We start from the raw sequence: 18,128 nt of genomic DNA on the forward strand, positions 1-18,128 counted from the left end.
GCGGTTTGGGCGCTGCGGCCGTCAGCGTACAATCGTCGGATGATCACGAACCTCAGCCTGCGTCACGCCAAGCCGTTCGGTGTCGCCATGCTGTTTGCGGCCGCCCTCGGGTACGGCGCCGCCAGTTGCGCCGCCGACCGACTCCCGATTCCCGATACCTTGCAGCAGCGCATCGCCGCCTGCACCACCTGCCATGGGAAGCAGGGCGAGGGGCGTGCGGCCAGCGGGTATTTCCCGCGCCTGGCCGGCAAGCCGGCGGCCTACCTGGCGCGGCAGCTGCAGGATTTCCAGGACGGTCTGCGCAAGTACGCTCCGATGGAATACACCGTGCGCGAGCTGACGCCGACGTACATGCACGAAATCGCCGAGTACTTCGCCGCGCAGCGCGTACCGTTCGCGCGCTCGCCGACGCCTGCCGTGCCCGCCGCGGTGTTGCAGCGTGGTGCACAATTGCTGGACAAGGGCGATCCGTCGCGACGCATTCCCGCCTGCAGCAGCTGCCACGGCAGCCAGTTGACCGGCGTGGAACCGTCGATTCCCGGGCTGGTTGGGTTGCCTTACGACTATGTCAGCGCGCAACTGGGTTCATGGCGCACGCACACCCGCGCCACGGTGGCGCCGGACTGCATGGCCGAGGTGGCCAGCCGGTTGAGCGAGTCGGACATCAGCGCGGTCGCCGCCGCGCTGGCCAACCGTGAACTGCCGACCGATACCCATCCGCTACCGGCCGGTTCGGTGAAACCGCCGCTGCATTGCGGGGTGCTGGATGCGGCGATCGAAGCGGCACCGCCGGCCACGACGGTCAACTGAAGCTGCGGACGCGTCAGCGCGCGCCATCGCCCCGGTACAACGCACCCAGTGCCAGCCACGGCTGCAGGTTCCAGTGTCCGCGTGCCTGGCCGGAGGGCGAAGGCAGCACGAACAAGCGCGTGGCGCCGAAGGTTTCCTCCTGCATGCCGTAGTCGAGCGCGCCACCCAGCGCCGCGCGGGCGGCGTTCTTGCTGGTGAAGGCGAGCAGGCTTGGTCGGCAGCGCCGGATCTTGCGGCGCAGCGCGGCGGCGTCGAAGGCGTCGCGGGGCAGTGCGGCGTCGTTGCCGCTGTGGTGTTTGGCCAGGTCGGTGAGGCCGATGCCGAGCGGCAGCAGGTGCCTGAACTCGGCCGGCGCAAACAGGCGCGGGGTGAGCCCGGCGTCGAACAATGCGCGCCAGAACAGGTTGCCGGGATGCGCGTAGTAGGCTCCTTCGGCAGCCGAGCGCGCACTGGCGGCGGTGCCGCAGAACACCAGGCGCAATCCGGGTGCCAGCAGGTCGGGCAGGATGGTGTCAGGCCGGGCCGGCATGCTCGTCGAGCAGGAAATCGGTGTACTGGAAGCGCCCGTCGCGCAGCACCGACTCGCCCCGGCGCAGCCGCAGCGGGTGGCGGAACAGCGGTCCGGCGTAGCTCAGCGTGTGGAACTCGCCGTGTTCGCCGCAGGGATCCACGCCGGCCGGCAGGGTGTCGAGCAGGCCCGCATCGTAGTCGCGGCCGCAGAAGCCGGCGTCCAGTTGCCCGGTGTCCACGCAGCACAGCACGGCGCGGTGGCCCTCGCCCACGAAGCGGCGCGACAACGCCGCCGTGTCCTCGCCCCACAGCGGGAACACCGCGCGCCAGTTCTCGCGGCCGAGCTGGCGCACGCGGTAGTCGCGCACGTCCTCCAGGAACAGGTCGCCGAACGCGCAGTGGCGGATGCCGGGCCAGCGCATGCGGGCCTCGACCAGCGCGCGGGCGTGGGCTTCCTCGTAGGCTTCGTTGCTGCCGGGCCAGTCCAGCAGGACTTCGACCAGCGGCAGGCCGAGCGCGGCGGTCTGCGCCAGCAGCACTTCGCGATGGACGCCGTGCATCGCCACGCGCTGATAGTTGCGGTTGAGCGTGGTCAGCAGGCCGACCACCTGCCAGGCCGGATCGGCCTGCAGCCGCTGCAGCGCCAGCAGGCAATCCTTGCCGCCGCTCCAGGCCAGCAGAATCGGGGTGGTCATGCGCGACTGGCTCCAGAGGGGCGGGAACGTCTCGCGCCGGAAGCGAGACGAAAACGGACCCATTTTGCAGTATCGGTGCGGCCGGGTCGATTTCCGCGCGCCGTTCATCGACAGCCTGCATGGCCAACGGCTATAAAGATGGCTTGTATCCTGGGGGTGTGCGGTGAGTGAAGAAATCCTGATCAACGTGACACCGCGTGAAACCCGGGTCGGCGTGGTCGAGAACGGCATGTTGCAGGAGGTGCACGTCGAACGGGCCTCGCGGCGCGGCTACGTCGGCAACATCTACAAGGGCCGCGTGCAGCGCGTGATGCCGGGCATGCAGGCGGCGTTTGTCGAGATCGGGCTGGAGCGCGCCGCGTTCCTGCATGCCTCGGATATCGTGCGCCCGGCGCTGTCGGCGGTCGAGGATGACGATGCCGGCAGCAACGGCAACGGCCACCTGCCCTCGATCAGCGAACTGGTGCACGAGGGCCAGGAGATCGTGGTGCAGGTGGTGAAGGACCCGATCAGCACCAAGGGCGCGCGGCTGTCGGCGCACCTGTCGATTCCCTCGCGCTACCTGGTGCTGCTGCCGCATTCGCGCACGCTGGGCATCTCGGCCCGCATCGAGGATGAAGTCGAGCGCCAGCGCCTGCGCGAGGTACTCGGCACGCTGATCGGTGCCGATGCAACCGATGGCAACCGCCTCGGCTACATCGTGCGCACCAATGCCGAGGGCCAGGGCGCGGAGTCGCTGGCATTCGACGTGACCTACCTGGGCAAGGTGTGGCGCGTGGTGCAGGAGAACATCGCCAAGGCGCGCGTGGGCGAGCGGGTCTACGAGGAGTTGTCGCTGCCGCTGCGCAGCCTGCGCGACATGCTCAACGAGGACATCGAGAAGGTGCGCGTCGATTCGCGCGAGACCTTCGAGCGGGTGGCCCGGTTCGTGCACAAGTTCATGCCGCAGCTGGACGATCGCGTCGAGCACTACGACGGCGAGCGCCCGATCTTCGACCTGTACGGCGTCGAGGACGAAATGCAGCGCGCGCTGAAGAAGGACGTGCCGCTGAAATCCGGCGGCTACCTGATCGTCGACCAGACCGAGGCGATGACCACCATCGACGTCAACACCGGCGCCTATCTCGGCACGCGCAACCTCGAGGAAACCGTCTACCGCACCAATCTGGAAGCCGCGCAGGCGGCGGCGCGCCAGCTGCGCCTGCGCAATCTGGGCGGCATCATCATCATCGACTTCATCGACATGACCGATGAGGAGCACAAGCGCCAGGTGCTGCGCATGCTCGGCAAGGGGCTGGCGCGCGACCATGCCAAGACCACGGTGTACCCGATGTCGGCGCTGGGCCTGGTCGAGATGACCCGCAAGCGCACCACCGAGAGCCTGGCCCGCCAGCTGTGCGAGCCTTGCCCGGCCTGCAACGGCCGCGGCGTGCTGAAGACTGCCGAGACGGTGACCTACGAGATCTTCCGCGAGATCACCCGTGCCGTGCGCCAGTTCAACGCGGAGAAACTGCTGGTGATGGCCAGCCCCTCCGTGGTGAACCGCATCCTGGAGGAGGAGTCCGCGGCGGTCGCCGAGCTGGAGGAGTTCATCTCCAAAAGCATACGCTTCCAGGCGGAAGAGCATTACTCGCAGGAACAGTTCGATGTGGTCTTGCTGTAAGTCGACGCCGGCCCACGGCGCATGAACAAGGTGTGGCGTCGTCGATTGCACGGTGGCGCGCGCGGCCTGGGTTGGGTCGCGGGCGTGCTGGTGATCCTGTTCGCCGTGCTGACGGCGCTGGCGCAGTTGCTGTTGCCGCTGCTGGCGCGCCATCCCGAATGGGTGGCCGCGCAACTGAGCCAGCGCCTGCAGCGGCCGGTGGGCATCGCCTCGATGGCGGGGCGATGGACGGCGGGCGGTCCGGAATTCGTGCTGCATGACGTGCGCATCGGCCCGGCCGCCGGGACGAATGGCGCGGCACTGCAGTTGCCGGAGTCTCGCCTGAAACTGGACCTGGGTGGTTGGCTGCTGCCGTCACGGCATCTGTTCAACGTGTACCTGCGCGGCTTGCAACTGGATCTGCTGCACGATGCCAGCGGCTGGCGCGTCAGCGGGCTTGGCACCGCCGCCGGCGCGGACCAGCCGGCGCTCTCCTTGCGCCACCTGTCGCTGGATCTGTGGCTGGATGACCTGCGCGTGGTAGTGACCGATGCCACGCTGGGCGAGCACTACGCCTTGCTGTCGCGGCAGTTGCGGATCAGCTTGCAGGGTGACCGCATCCGCTTCGGCGGCAGCCTGCGGCGCGAGGGCGTGGCCGAGGCCAGCGTGCGCGCGGTAGGCGACCTGCGCCAGGACGAACGCTCCGGCAAGCTGTGGGTCAGCGCCGATGCGGCCCATCTGAAACCCTTGCTCGACGGCATCGACCTGAAAGGTTACGGGATCGAACACGGCACCGGCCGCCTCAGCGCATGGCTCGACTGGCGCCAGGGTCAACTGGGCGACAGCGTGGTGCGTGTCGACCTTGACACGCTGTCGGTGCGCGGACCCGCCGGCGGCGTGGCCGAGGTGGCGACGCTGCATGGCTTGGCCGGCATCCATGCCGAGGGTGCCGGTTACGCGCTGCGCTGGGCCGGCGACGACGGTAGTGCCGCGGTGGTGGAACTGGATCAGCCGGGCACGCCGCAATTGCGCGTGGAGGCCGCCGCGCACAAGCTGCAGTTGGCACCGCTGCTGCCATGGCTGGCGTTGAAGCCGGATCTGCCCCCGGGCCTCGCGCGCTGGCTCGGTCGCGGGCATCCGCGTGGCGAACTCGAGCGGCTCGCGCTGCACTGGACACGGGCCGGCGGATTGCAGCGCCTGGCAGTGGCGTTCGATCGGCTCGGCATCGATCCGGTGGACAAGTCGCCAGGCTTGAGCAACCTGCGCGGCACGCTGCGTGGGGACGCCGAAGCCTTCTCGCTGGAGCTGCCGGCGCAAGCCACCACGGTGACGTTTGCGCAGGTGTTCCGCCACCCGTTCGCGTTGTCGAACCTGTCCGGCACGCTGGCGTTCTGGCCGCAGGATGGCGACTGGCACATCGGTGCCGACAGTCTGGAATTCGTCGGCGCCGGCTATGCCGGCAGCGCGCGCGGCGAGGCGGTGCTGCCTGCCGGCGGCGGCGCGCCGTGGCTGGGTCTGTACGCGTCGATCGACCACGCCGAGGTTCCCGCGGCGAAACTGTTCTGGCCGGTCAACGTGATGCCGCCGGCGACCGTGGCATGGCTGGACCGCGCGCTGGTGGCCGGCACCGTCGAGCAGGCGCAGGTGCTGGTGCGCGGCGATCTGGCGGACTGGCCCTTCCACCACAACGAGGGTCGCTTCGAAGCGCGGGCCGAGATCCACGGCCTGACCCTCGACTATGGCGACGAGTGGCCGCAGGCCGAAGGCGTCGATGCGGTGGCCAGCTTCGTCAACGGCGGCATGCTGGTGCAAGCCGGCGCCGGCCATTCGCTGGGCGTGAAAGTGGACAGCGCGGTGGCGCTGATCCCGGACTTCGGCCAGCCCCTGCTTGACCTCAACGTGCGCGGTGGCGGCAGCGGTGCGAGCCTGCTGAACTTCTCCCGCAGGAGCCCGGTCGCCCGCCGCGCGTCCGATACACTGGCCAAGCTCACACTTGGTGGCCGCGGCACGTTCGAGTTCCATCTCAGCCTGCCGTTGACGCACATTGCCGATGCGCAGCTCGACGGCACCGCGCAGTTGCACGATGCCGACCTCGCGGCACCGGACTGGCAACTGGCATTGGCCGGCATTGCCGGTCCGCTGCGCTTCGACCTGCACGGCCTGCAGGGCGGGCCGCTGGATACCGTGTTCCATGGCCAACCCGCGCAGTTGCAGCTGGCGATTGCCGGCGCCAACGCCGCGCCGGACACGGTGTTCTCGGCGACCCTCCAGGGCAATTACCAGGTCGCCGAGCTGGTGCAGGGTTATCCCTCGCTGGCATGGCTGGCGGACCTGGCGCACGGGCGTGGCCCGTTCAGCATCGGCTTCACGCTCGCCCATCCGCCGGGCAGCGAGGAACTCGCGCAGACGCTCAGCATCGATTCGCCGCTCAGCGGCATCGCGCTGGCGCTACCCGCGCCGCTGGACAAGCCCGCCGCGGGCAACCTTCCGCTGCATCTGCAGATGAGCCTGCCGACCGCCGGAAGCGACGTGCAACTGGAGCTGGGCCAGGTGCTGCGCGGCCACCTGCGGCTGGCCGATGACGCCGCCGGACGACCGCTGGCCGGCACCTTGGCATTCGGCAGGCAGATGCCGCCGGCGCTTCCCACGAAAGGCTTGCGCATCCGCGGCCATGCGGCCCGGCTGGATGTCGCCGGCTGGGTCCAGCGTGCGGTGGCGGGTGCGGGCGGCGACGGCCCGGCGCTGGAAAGCATCGACGTCAGCACCGACCAGGCGATCGGTTTCGACCGCCCCCTCGGCGCGCTGACCGTGCGTGCCGCGCCCCAGCCCGGCTTGCTCAGCGTGGACGTGGATGGCCCCGCCATGGCCGGCAACATCAAGGTGCCCACCGACGAACTGGACAAGCGTGGCGTCACTGCGCGCATGGAACATCTGCACTGGCCACGGCAGCCCGCCGCGTCGGCCACGGCGGCGAGTGCGCCTGCCGTCGCGGCGACCGCGGCCGCCCCCGGGCCGGCACCGGCGGCAATCGTCGATGACCCGGCGAACACCGGCATCAATCCCGCGGCGCTGCCGCCACTGCATCTGTGGGTGCGCGACCTGCGCCTGGGCGATGCCAGACTGGGCGAAGCGCGGCTGGAGACGTGGCCCACGCCCAAGGGCATGCACATCGAACAGCTGCGCGCGCTGTCCGAGCGCGTGCAGGTCACCGCCAGCGGTGATTGGGACGGCACCGTCACCGACAGCCGCACCCACATGCGGATCAGCTTCTCCGCCGAAGATCTCGGCGCGATGCTCTCGGCATTCGGCTACGACGGCCTGGTCGATGGCGGCCGGACCCGCGACGAACTCGATGCCAGCTGGCCCGGCAGCCCCACCGCGCTGTCGCTGGCCACGATGGACGGCACGCTCAAGGTGCAGGTCAACGATGGCCGTATTCCCGAGGCAAGCTCGCCCGGCGTGGGGCGCCTGCTCGGCCTGGTCTCGCTGGCCGACCTGCCGCGCCGGCTCACGCTGGATTTCGGCGACGTGTTCGGCAAGGGGCTGGGCTTCGACACGATCAGCGGCGATTTCCGCCTGGCCGACGGCAACGCCACTACCGACAACCTGATCATCAAGGGGCCGGCGGCCAACATCAGCGTCACCGGTCGCACCGGCCTGCGCGCCCGCGATTACGACCAGCAGATGGTGGTGGTGCCGCACGTCGGCAACAGCCTGCCGGTGGTCGGCGCGGTGGTCGGCGGCCCGCTCGGCGCGGCGGCCGGTTTCGCGGTGCAAGGCCTGCTCGGCAAGGGGCTGAACAAGGCGGCCAGCGCGCGCTACCGGATCACCGGGAGCTGGGACGACCCGAAGATGACCCTGGTCGAGAAGCACGACGTGGTGGTGCCGCCGAGCCTGTTGCTCGAACCCGCGCCGGCTTCGTCCGGCGGCATCGCGCCGACCGGGTCCGTGCCTGCTCCGGCCAGCGCCGGTTCGTCGGGGCCGTGAAGCTTTAAAGCCGCCCCCGCCAGCCCCATGTGGGGTAGTTCCGGATCGACCACAGGCACGCTGACCCATGGATTCACTGATCGCCCTCGCCGAAAGCAAGCTGCTGTCCCCCGGCGGCATCGCCACCGGCGACCTCGACCGCGTGTTCGGCCAGCTGATGGGTCCGTCGATCGACGCCGCCGACCTGTACTTCCAGCATTCGCGCAGCGAGTCGTGGACGCTGGAGGAGGGCATCGTCAAGGACGGCAGCCACTCGATCGAGCAGGGCGTGGGCGTGCGCGCGATCAGCGGCGAGAAGACCGGCTTCGCCTATTCCGACGAGATCGTGCTGCCGCAACTGCTGGAGGCGTCCAGGGCAGCCCGCGCGATCGCTCACGGCGGCAACGGCGCCGGCAAGCCGCTGGCACTGCACGACGCGCGCGCGCTGTATCCGGCGATCGATCCGGTGGAGAGCCTGCCCAATCCCGACAAGATCGCGCTGCTGCGCGAGGTCGACGCCTACGCGCGCTCGCGCGACCCGCGCATCAAGCAGGTCATCGTCAGCCTCGCCGCGACCATGGACACCATCCTGATCGCTGCCTCCGACGGCACCCTGGCCGCCGACGTGCGCCCGCTGGTGCGCATCAACGTGCAGGTGATCGCCGAAGCCAGCGGTCGCCGCGAGCAGGGCTATTCCGGCGGTGGCGGCCGTTACGGTTATCGCGAATTGCTCGAGAACGGACGTGCGCTGCGTTTCGCCGACGAGGCCGTGCGCCAGGCGCTGGTGAACCTCGATTCAACCGACGCGCCCGCCGGCCAGATGACCGTGGTGCTCGGCCCCGGCTGGCCCGGCGTGCTGCTGCACGAGGCAATCGGCCACGGCCTGGAAGGCGACTTCAACCGCAAGGGCAGCTCCGCGTTCTCCGGTCGCATCGGCCAGCGCGTGGCGGCGAAGGGCGTCACCATCGTCGACGACGGCACACTCGCCGGTCGCCGCGGTTCGCTCAGCATCGACGACGAAGGCACGCCGACCGAATGCACCACCCTGATCGAGGATGGCATTCTGAAAGGCTACATGCAGGACAAGCTCAACGCGCGCCTGATGGGCATGGCGCCCACCGGCAACGGTCGCCGCGAATCGTTCACTGCATTGCCGATGCCGCGCATGACCAATACCTACATGCGGGCCGGATCGCACGATCCGGCCGAGATCATCCGCTCGGTGAAGAAGGGACTGTACGCGCCGAACTTCGGCGGTGGCCAGGTCGACATCACCAACGGCAAGTTCACCTTCTCCGCCTCCGAGGCCTACCTGATCGAGGACGGGAAAATCACCCGCCCGGTGAAGGGCGCCACCCTGATCGGCTCCGGCCCCGACGTGCTCAACCGCGTCTCGATGATCGGCAACGACCTGGCGCTGGACGAGGGCGTGGGTGTGTGCGGCAAGGACGGCCAGAGCGTGCCGGTGGGCGTGGGCCAGCCGACCCTGAAAATCGATTCGATGACGGTCGGCGGCACGGCCTCGTAATCCGGGCATGCGACGCGGCTGACTCCGTGCGCCGAACTGGCGTACCATCGCCGGGTCACGCCATCGAGCCACGGAGTTCGCCATGCCTCCCGCCGCACGCCTCACCGACATGCACGTGTGCCCGATGGTGACCGGCGTGGTGCCGCACGTCGGCGGCCCTATCGTCGCGCCGGGCGCGCCCACCGTGTTGATCGGCGGCTTGCCGGCCGCACGGGTGAGCGACATGGTCACCTGCGTGGGCCCGCCGGACACCATCGTCATGGGCGCACCCAAGGTGTTGATCGGAGGCCTGCCTGCGGCGCGCATGGGCGACAGCACCGCACACGGCGGCACCATCGTGCTCGGCTGCTTCACCGTCATCATCAACTAGACGTCGTTCGGTTCCGGTATCCCGTCCGCGGCGGACGGGGCTTGTGCCGGACGCGACTGCGCGTGGCAAGGGGGCGACTTGAAGCGTGTTTCGTCGGATCGAAGCCGACGCCGGCCGCACGGCAGTGCGCTGGCTGCCGGTGTGCTGGCCACCCTGGGCGACGCGATCGCCGCGCATCGCGACGGCCAGCTCGACGCGGCGGAGGCGCTCTACGGCAAGGTCCTGCAGCGACAATCCGGGCAACCCGATGCCCTGCATTTCCTCGGCGTGCTGTGCCACCAGCGCAACCGCAGCGAGGAAGGCATCCGGCTGATCCGCATGGCGCTGCGCGCGACCCCGCAGCATGCCGATGCGCACAACAACCTGGGCAACATCCACAAGGAGTGCGGCCAGCTGGCCGAGGCCGAGGCCTGCTACCGGCGCGCGCTCGGCCACCAGCCGCGGCACCACGACGCGCTGAGCAATCTGGCCCTGGTGCTTGAGGCGCAGGGCCGCGTCGACGACGCCGGCGAGATCTACGCCCGCTTCCTGGCGCAGGAGCCGCAACTGGGCCACGCGCACTACCTGATGGGCATGTTCCGCCGTCGGCACATCAACCAGATCGAAGACGTGGAGGAAGCGGTGCGCTGCTTCACGCGTGCATCCCAGCTTGATCCGCGGAACCTGCGCGCGCGTGATGCGCTCGGCGTGTCGCTGTACATGCTCGGCCGCAGCGGCGAGGCGATCGAGGTCTATCGCGACTGGATGGCGCGCGAGCCCGACAACCCGGTGCCGCGGCACATGCTGGCCGCCTGCGGCGGCGAGGCGGCGCCTGCACGCGCGGAAGACGCTTATGTCCGCCAGGTGTTCGACGGCTTCGCCGCAAGCTTCGACGAGATGCTGCTGAAGAACCTCAACTATCGCGCGCCGCAGGTGCTCGTGGGCGCGCTGGCGGATCGTCTCGGTGCGCCGCAGGCCACGCTGGACGTGCTCGATGCCGGTTGCGGCACCGGTCTGTGCGGGCCGCTGATCGGACCGCATGCGCAGCGCCTGGTGGGCGTGGACCTGTCCGGCGGCATGCTGGAAAAGGCGCGCCAGCGCGGTGGTTACGACGAACTGGTGGAGGCGGAACTGGCCGGGTGGCTGCGCGCGAGCCCGCCCGTCTGGGATGTCGTGCTGTCCGCCGACACCCTGATCTATTTCGGTGACCTGGTGCCGGTGCTGTCGGCCGCCCATCACGCGTTGCGCCCGGGCGGCTGGCTTGCCTTCACGCTCGAGGTGCTGGACGGCGAAGGCGATCGTCTGGAGCTGTCCGCCAGCGGACGTTATCGGCACACGCGCGGGTGCGTCGAACGCGTGCTGTCCGCCGCCGGATTTCCCGATCCGTCGATCAGCGCGGATTCGCTGCGCAAGGAGTTGGGCAGGCCGGTGGCCGGCTGGGTGGTGCTGGCGCAAAAGCCCGCCGCGAACGGCAATTGAAGAGGCGCGCAAGCGCCGCAGGGCGCCAATGGACTCCCCAAACAGGCCAGACGTATGATACCGGGACTGGTTTGCCGGCCCATGCCGTCGGGACCGTTGGGGGAGGACGGACATGCCGCATCAAATGACACTGAAGTCAGATCTCGGTGACAAGCTGCAACCAGCCAGCTTTTCCGGCAGCGAACAACTGGGGCAGCTGTTTTCGTACAACCTCAAAGTACTCAGCAAGGATGGCGAAGTTGCGCTGCTGCCGTTGCTGGGCAGCTCGATGACCGTCACGTTCGACACCGGCGACTACACCCGGCATTTCAACGGCATCGTGGCGGAGATTTCGCAGACGGGGTTCGAGAGCTTTTCCGGCAAGCGCCAGGCGGAGTACGCGTTGACCCTGGTGCCGAAGCCCTGGTTGCTGCTGCACAAGATCGATTGCCGCATCTATCTCAAGAAGTCCGTGCCGACGATCGTCAAGGACGTGCTCGCCGAAATCGGCTACAGCGACGTCAAGCTGAGCCTGAGTGGCGACTACCCGGAGCGCGATTACTGCGTGCAGTACCGCGAGAGCTACTTCAACTTCATCAGCCGACTGATGGAGCAGGAGGGCATCTACTATTTCTTCCAGCACCGTGATGGCGTGCACACGATGGTGCTGGCCGATTCGCTCGGTGCGCACGGAGCCACCGGCGGCTTCGACGAATTGCCGTATCGGCCGCAGACCGGCACCAGCAAGGCGTCAAGCGAGCCGGCGATCACCGAGTTCAGCACCGCGCGTTCGGTGCAGACGATCAAGTATTCGCTGACCGACTACGACCCGCTGGACCCGAAGAAGTCGCTGCTGGGGTTCGAGTCGATCAGCAACGCCGACGGCAACCATCGGGTGCCCAAGCTCGATTCGTTCGACTACCCCGGCGACCACCTGACCGCCGCCGCCGGCAAGCATTACGCGCAGGTTCGGCTGGAGGCGATCAACGTCGCGCAGTCGCTTTGCACCGGCGCGACCAACGTCTGCGGCGTGCTGACCGGCGCGCTGTTCAAGCTGACCAAGTTCCCGCGCGCGGAGTTGAACCAGGAATACCTCGTGGTCGGCTCCACCGTGCACATCGAGAATGCCGCCGAGGTCTCCGGCGCGCAGGGCAGCAACCAGTTCTTCTGCCATTTCTCGGCGATCCAGAGTCGCCAGCCGTTTCGCAGCATGCCGACCGCGGTCAAGCCCGGCATCGTCGGCCTGCAGACCGCGGTGGTCTCCGGCAGCGACACCGCCGAAGACATCTCGGTGGACAAGTACGGCCGCATCCAGGTCACGTTCCACTGGAACAAGCCGGACAAGGAAAACTTCCACATCTCCTGTCCGGTGCGCGTGGCCTCCTCGTGGGCCGGCAAGAACTGGGGCGCGGTGAGCATTCCGCGCGTCGGCCAGGAAGTGGTGGTGAGCTTCCTCGAAGGCGATCCGGACCGGCCGCTGGTGATCGGCAGCGTCTACAACGCCGACAACATGCCGCCGTACACGCTGCCCGACAACATGACCCAGAGCGGCATCAAGAGCCGCAGCCACAAGGGCGGCGGCGCGGAGGATTTCAACGAGCTTCGCTTCGAGGACAAGAAGGGCAGCGAAGACTTCTTCATGCATGCGCAGAAGGACATGCATGTAGAGGTGGAGAACGACCGTGTCGTGACGGTGGACCACGACGAGAAGATGACCGTCAAGAACGACCAGACCGAGGACGTCACCGGCAAGCGCACGACCACCGTGGGCAAGGACGACAAGCTTGACGTCACCGGCAACGGCACGACCACCATCGGGCAGAAGTTCAAGCTCAGCGCGGGCACCGAGATCGAGCTGGTGACCGGTGCGGCGAGCATCGTGATGAAGTCTTCCGGCGCCATCGACATCAAGGGCGTGAACGTCAGCATCAAGGGCGTGAGCGTCAAGATCGACGGCGACGCCACGGTGGCGGCCAAGGCCGGTGCCTCGGCGGAGTTTTCCAGCAGCGGTGCGACCACGGTCAAGGGCACCATGCTGTCGCTCAAGGGCGACGCCATGGCGCAGTTGTCCGGCGGCATCATCATGATCGGCTAGAGGGCGCACAGATGTCATCCGTGATGCAGGCATCGATCCAGATGGAGTTGTCCGAGCCGGCCAGTGCGCTGCTGCGGCCGGAGATGACCGCGCACGCGGCGGTGCAGGCGCTGGTCGAGGCCGGCCAGGTGCAGGATGCGCTGAAACTGCTGGCGCGGATGCTGCCCAAACGCTACGCCGTGGCATGGCTGTGCCAGTGCGCACGCGACCAGACGCTCGATGCGGAAGACCGCGCCGGCGCCTCGCTGGCCGAGAAGTGGGTGCGCGAGCCGAACGAGAGCAATCGCCGCGCGGCGTTCGAGTTCGCCACCGCGGGCGGTTACAAGTCCGCCGGCGCCTGGGTCGCCGCTGCCGCGGGCTGGTCCGGCGGCAGTCTCGCGCCCGCCACGCAGGAGGCGCCGGTGCCGCCGGCCGACCATCTCACGGCATGCGCGGTGGTGGCCGCGATCAACATGCTGGCGGCGCTGGATGTCGATACCTTCGCCGCGCGTCGCGCCGCCTTCATCAAGCCGGCCTTGAGCCTGCTCAACGGCGACGGCGCGGCGGGAGCCTGAGGCCGGTCGCGCGCGTTCGCGGCTTGCCCGCTGCACCTCGGGACGATACGATGGCGCGGACGGTTTCCGCGCGTCAGTCAGGCCATGCCGGCAGTTCCGATCACGCGCTTCGCGCGTGGCGGCGACCGATCCACGGAGCCGCGGTTTTTCGCGAACAGTCAGCAGCCAGGTCGGACGGCGAGCCCGGTCGGGACGTGGATGGAATCCATCGTGCGCGGCGCCGGCTGATTCACCTTGACCAGGGAACACTCGAGCAAACCGATGTCGCAGAGCCTGATCCTCGCCGTTGCCGGTCATCAGGCTGCCCAATTCGGCAGCCGCAGCAGCGGGACGTTCGCGGGCGTCGGCGGCAGCATCGGTCGTTCCGAGGATTGCGACTGGGTGCTCGGCGCCTCGGGCGTGTCGCGCGTGCACGCGATGGTGCGCTACCTCAACGGCATCTACTTCATCGAGGATCGCAGCACCAACGGCATGTTGCTCAACGGTGCGCCGCTGGTGAAGGGCGAACCCTCCGCGCTGACCGACGGCGATCGCCTGCTGATCGACACCTTCGAGGTGGAAGTGCACCTGGGCGATGCCGGCGCCACGATCCCGCCGCCCGACCTGCTGGCGCCGCCGACCTCCGCCGCGATCGGTGCCGACATCGACCCGCTGGATTTCGGGCTGTCGTCGCCGATGGCGTCGCTGCCGCCGCAGCCCTCGCCGAACACGATTCCGGCCGATGCCGACCTGATCCCCGGTGCGGTCGGTGTCGGTGGTGCGCTGGACCCGCTGAGTTTCCTCGGCCCGGGCGATCCCGCTTCCGAACTGCTGTCCGGTGCCACCACCGGCAATGCCAGCGCCAGCTGGAACCACACCGCCAGCACGCAGGATCATTTCCACCCGCCGATGACCAACGAGCAGCGGCAGGCCAACCAGCTCCCGGAGAACTGGGACCTGACCATGGGCGACTTCTCCGCGCCGGTGCCGCCTGTGGCGGCGGCGCCGGTCGCCGCGGCGCCGCGCGTGATGCCCGCCGCGCCGATGCCGATGGCCGCGGTCGATCGCGCCGAGGCCACCGGGCCGCACGCCTTGCCGACCGGCATGGACGAGATCTTCCGCGTCGTGGTCGACGGCGTGATGGACGTGCTGCGTGCGCGCGCCGAGATCAAGAACACGTTCCGGCTGCCGGTCACCATCATCCAGCGCTCCGAGAACAACCCGCTGAAGTTCGCGCCCAACCCGGAGGAGGCGCTGCAGAAGATCATGGCGCCCAGCGGCGGCGCCTTCATGTCCGGCACCGCGGCGTTCGAGGATGCCTTCGACGACATCCGCTGTCACCAGATGGCGATGCTGGCAGGCGTGCGGGCGGCATTCGAGTCGTTGCTGGTGCATTTCAACCCGGATCGCTTCGAGCAGGAGGCCGATGGCGGCTCCAAGCGTTCGGCGTTCGCCGGCAAGGGCAAGTACTGGGAAAGATATCGCGAGCATTTCGAAGGCTTGAACAAGGACCCGGACGATTGTTTCCGGCGCCTGTTCGGCGACGAGTTCGCGCGTGCGTACGAAGAACAGTTGTCACGCCTGAAATCGGCGCGGAGAATGCGGCAGGCAACGCATCGCTAGCGGGTACATGGCGATTGCGGACGCGCCGCGTTCGATGGGGTGCAGGAAGGGCAGGGCCGCTCTTTCTCGACGGATTTCCGGGCGCCGGGGGCGCCACGGACGCGGATGTTTTTCCATGCAGCGTCGGTCGGCGACAGCGGGTCGACGCGGCATATCCCGGCAGCGCAGCCGGGGGAACTTCTGACAGGGGCAGCGCGACGCATGGAAAACAACAAGGTTGTGTGGAGTGAGGGGCTGTTCCTGCGCCCGCAGCACCTGCAGCAGCAGGAGCGTTACCTGGAGCGTTTCGTCGAACTGCGCGCCGGCAGCCTGCGTCCTTACACCTGGGGCTTCTCCGAACTGGAGCTGGAAACCGATCTGCTGGCGATCGGCAAGCTCGGCATCAAGCGCGCGCGTGGTGTGTTTCCCGATGGCACGCCGTTCGACATGCCCGGCGACGATCCGCTGCCGCTGGCGCTGGACGTCAACGACAACTGGCGCGACCAGACCGTCTTCCTGACCCTGCCGCTGCGCTCGCCGGCGCAGCCGGACAGCGGCCGGCCCGAGGCGCCGGCGGAAAAGCTGTTCCGTTATCGTGTGCGCGAGACCGAGGTGCGCGACGCCTCCGGCAGCGTCGACGGGCTCACCGTGCTGGAGGTGGGCGGGCTCAACAGCCGGCTGTTGCCGCAGTCGCAACCGCTCGAAGGGCTGGCGCAGATCCCGGTGGCGCGCATCGTCGAATGCCGCTCCGACCGGCGGGTGATCCTGGAAGAGGCGTTCATGCCGACGGTGCTGAGCTGCCAGGCCGCGTCGCGGTTGAGCACGTTTCTGTCCGAACTGCTGGGCCTGCTGCACCAGCGCGGCGAGGCGCTGGCCAGCCGCGTGGCGGTCACCGATCGCGGCGGCGCCGCCGAGATCGCCGACTTCCTGCTGCTGCAGGTGGTCAACCGCTATCAGCCGCTGATCGCGCACCTCTGTGCCGCGCCGATCCTGCATCCGGAGGATTTCTACCGGGTGCTGGCCGAGATGGCCGGCGAGCTGGCCACTTTCACCGCTGCCGGCAAGCGTCCCCCGGCATTTCCGGCGTACCGCCACGAGGCGCTGTACGCGAGCTTCGAGCCGCTGATCGCGGCGCTGCGCACCAGCCTCAGCGCGGTGATGGAGCAGACTGCGATCCCGATCCCGATGCAGCAGCGCAAGTTCGGCGTGTGGGTGGCGGTGGTGCCGGACCTGAGCCTGATCGATACCGCAGCCTTCGTGCTGGCGGCGAAGGCGGACCTGAAGTCCGAAGACTTGCGCCGCCAGCTGCCGGCGCAGTCGAAGATCGGTCCGGTGGAGAAGATCCGCGACCTGGTGAACCTGCAGCTGCCGGGCATCCCGGTGGCGCCGATGCCGGTGGCGCCGCGGCAGATTCCGTACAACTCCGGCTACCTGTATTTCGAGTTCGACAAGAATTCGCCGATGTGGCGGAGCCTGAAGACGTCGGGCGGCATCGCGTTCCATTTTGGCGGCGAGTTCGCCGGTCTCGACCTGCAACTCTGGGCGATCCGAGGTTGAGCGCATGAGCAGCAATGGTCCCCACGACGACGATCCGCAGCAGGACCGGACCATAGTCCGCCCGCGCGGCGCACCTGCACCGGCTGCGCCGACCCCCGCGCCCGCTCCTGTTCCCGCAGCGCCTCCCGCTACCCGGCCGACTGCCGCGCCGGCACGGCCGGCGGCGGGTCACGCGCAGGTTCCCGCGGCTGCAATCGGCGATTTCCTGGGGGCCGGGCTCAATACCCTGGTTCAGGCGGCCAGCCCCTTGCTGCTGTTGTCGGTGCAGTTGCGCAACAGCGCGTCACAGCCCGACGCGGCGCGCCTGCGCGAGCAGGTCATCGCCCAGGTGCGCCAGTTCGAGAGCAACGCGCAAGCCGCCGGCATTGCGGCGCAAACCATCACCGCCGCGCGTTACGTGCTGTGCACCACGCTCGACGAGGCGGTGATGAACACGCCGTGGGGCGGGCAGAGCGGCTGGGCGGCCAAGACGCTGCTGGTGGCCTTCCACGGCGAATCGTACGGTGGCGAGAAGTTCTTCCTGATCCTGGATCGCCTGTGCGCGGACTTCTCGCGCCACATCGACCTGATCGAACTGATGTACATCTGCCTCACGCTCGGTTTCGGCGGGCGTTACCAGATCGAGGCCGACGGCCGCGCCAAGCTGGCCGACATCCAGGAGGAGCTCTACCGGCGCATCAAGGCGCAGCGTCCGCCGGCGGCGGACGAACTGGCACCGCACTGGAAGGGCATCGAGGACCGGCGCAACCCGCTGGTGCGTTACGTGCCGCTGTGGGTGATCGTGGCGGCCGGCGCCTGCATCCTGCTGGGCGCGTTCTTGTACTTTTACACCCGCCTGAACGAGTTGTCCTCACCGGTCAGCGCGCAGGTGGCGCAGATCGGCTTGCGCAGCGCGGTGCCGCCGGACGAGTCGCGGCTGCGCCAGACCCAGCCCAAGGTCGAGCGCAAGAGTCTCAAGCAGTTGCTGGCGCCGCAGGAGCAGGCCGGCGCGCTGACCGTGGAGGAGAAGCCCGACGGCTCGGCGCTGGTGCGGCTCGATGCACCGGCGATGTTCGCCTCCGGCGGTACCGAGGTGACAGCGCGGCAGATCCCGATGCTGCACGCGATCACCGCGGCGCTGAACCAGGTACCGGGCCGGGTGGTGGTGGTTGGCCATACCGACGACCAGCCGGTTCACTCGCTGAAGTTCAAGGACAACTACGCGTTGTCGGCGGCACGCGCGCGTTCCGTGGTGCAGATCCTCAGCGAGGGCATCGACAACGCCGGGCGGCTCGAATCCAGCGGTGCCGGTTCGTCGCAGCCGATCGCGCTGCCGCCGGACCTGCCAGCCAACCGGGCGCGCAACCGTCGCGTCGAAATTCTCTACAGCCCGGAGGACTGAAC

Annotated in this window: 13 protein-coding genes; 11 read left to right on the top strand and 2 right to left on the bottom strand. The window is 68.7% G+C overall.

The annotated features are described in order from the left end of the window. Positions 1–39: 39 nt before the first annotated feature. Positions 40–810, top strand: a complete 771-nt coding sequence (locus tag ACFCQI_RS13000; RefSeq protein WP_395117291.1) for a c-type cytochrome — start codon at positions 40–42, stop codon at positions 808–810. A gap of 13 nt (positions 811–823) precedes the next feature. Here the strand turns inward: ACFCQI_RS13000 and ACFCQI_RS13005 are convergent, their stop codons facing one another. Both ACFCQI_RS13005 and ACFCQI_RS13010 read right to left on the bottom strand, forming a co-directional pair. Beyond that, positions 824–1,339, bottom strand: coding sequence for a mismatch-specific DNA-glycosylase (locus ACFCQI_RS13005; RefSeq protein ID WP_395117293.1), 516 nt, complete (start codon positions 1,337–1,339; stop codon positions 824–826). Beyond that, positions 1,323–2,015, bottom strand: a complete 693-nt coding sequence (locus ACFCQI_RS13010) for an ATP-binding protein (protein WP_395117295.1) — start codon at positions 2,013–2,015, stop codon at positions 1,323–1,325. The genes ACFCQI_RS13005 and ACFCQI_RS13010 overlap by 17 nt, the downstream gene beginning before the upstream one ends. A 163-nt stretch (positions 2,016–2,178) precedes the next feature. On the opposite strand from ACFCQI_RS13010, the gene rng reads away from it, so the two are divergent. The 10 genes from rng to icmH all read left to right on the top strand — a co-directional run bounded on the left by rng (position 2,179) and on the right by icmH (position 18,126). Continuing rightward, complete coding sequence (rng, locus tag ACFCQI_RS13015) at positions 2,179–3,678, top strand: ribonuclease G (RefSeq protein ID WP_395117297.1); 1,500 nt, start codon at positions 2,179–2,181, stop codon at positions 3,676–3,678. Positions 3,679–3,699: 21 nt separating this feature from the next. Beyond that, complete coding sequence (locus ACFCQI_RS13020; protein ID WP_395117300.1) at positions 3,700–7,644, top strand: YhdP family protein; 3,945 nt, start codon at positions 3,700–3,702, stop codon at positions 7,642–7,644. A 67-nt stretch (positions 7,645–7,711) separates the two neighbouring features. After that, positions 7,712–9,151, top strand: a complete 1,440-nt coding sequence (tldD, locus tag ACFCQI_RS13025; protein ID WP_395117302.1) for a metalloprotease TldD — start codon at positions 7,712–7,714, stop codon at positions 9,149–9,151. Between the two features lie 82 nt (positions 9,152–9,233). Continuing rightward, positions 9,234–9,521, top strand: coding sequence for a PAAR domain-containing protein (locus ACFCQI_RS13030; RefSeq protein WP_395117304.1), 288 nt, complete (start codon positions 9,234–9,236; stop codon positions 9,519–9,521). Between the two features lie 144 nt (positions 9,522–9,665). Beyond that, complete coding sequence (locus tag ACFCQI_RS13035) at positions 9,666–10,979, top strand: tetratricopeptide repeat protein (RefSeq protein ID WP_395121358.1); 1,314 nt, start codon at positions 9,666–9,668, stop codon at positions 10,977–10,979. A 112-nt stretch (positions 10,980–11,091) separates the two neighbouring features. Continuing rightward, entirely contained in the window at positions 11,092–13,053 is a 1,962-nt protein-coding gene (locus tag ACFCQI_RS13040) for a type VI secretion system Vgr family protein (RefSeq protein WP_395117306.1), read from the top strand. Positions 13,054–13,064: 11 nt separating this feature from the next. Then, a complete protein-coding gene (locus ACFCQI_RS13045) occupies positions 13,065–13,607 on the top strand; it encodes a DUF6931 family protein (protein WP_395117308.1) in 543 nt (180 codons plus the stop codon). A 261-nt stretch (positions 13,608–13,868) separates the two neighbouring features. Then, complete coding sequence (gene tagH, locus ACFCQI_RS13050; protein ID WP_395117310.1) at positions 13,869–15,209, top strand: type VI secretion system-associated FHA domain protein TagH; 1,341 nt, start codon at positions 13,869–13,871, stop codon at positions 15,207–15,209. A gap of 201 nt (positions 15,210–15,410) precedes the next feature. Beyond that, positions 15,411–16,745 carry a type VI secretion system baseplate subunit TssK gene (gene tssK, locus ACFCQI_RS13055; protein ID WP_395117312.1) on the top strand — a complete coding sequence of 445 codons (1,335 nt, stop codon included), beginning with the start codon at positions 15,411–15,413 and terminating at the stop codon, positions 16,743–16,745. A 4-nt stretch (positions 16,746–16,749) separates the two neighbouring features. Next, positions 16,750–18,126 (top strand): type IVB secretion system protein IcmH/DotU, encoded by a 1,377-nt coding sequence (gene icmH / locus ACFCQI_RS13060; protein ID WP_395117314.1) that lies wholly within the window; start codon positions 16,750–16,752, stop codon positions 18,124–18,126. Positions 18,127–18,128 lie beyond the last annotated feature (2 nt).

Source organism: Rhodanobacter sp. FW102-FHT14D06 (assembly GCF_043950705.1).
Classification (GTDB): domain Bacteria; phylum Pseudomonadota; class Gammaproteobacteria; order Xanthomonadales; family Rhodanobacteraceae; genus Rhodanobacter.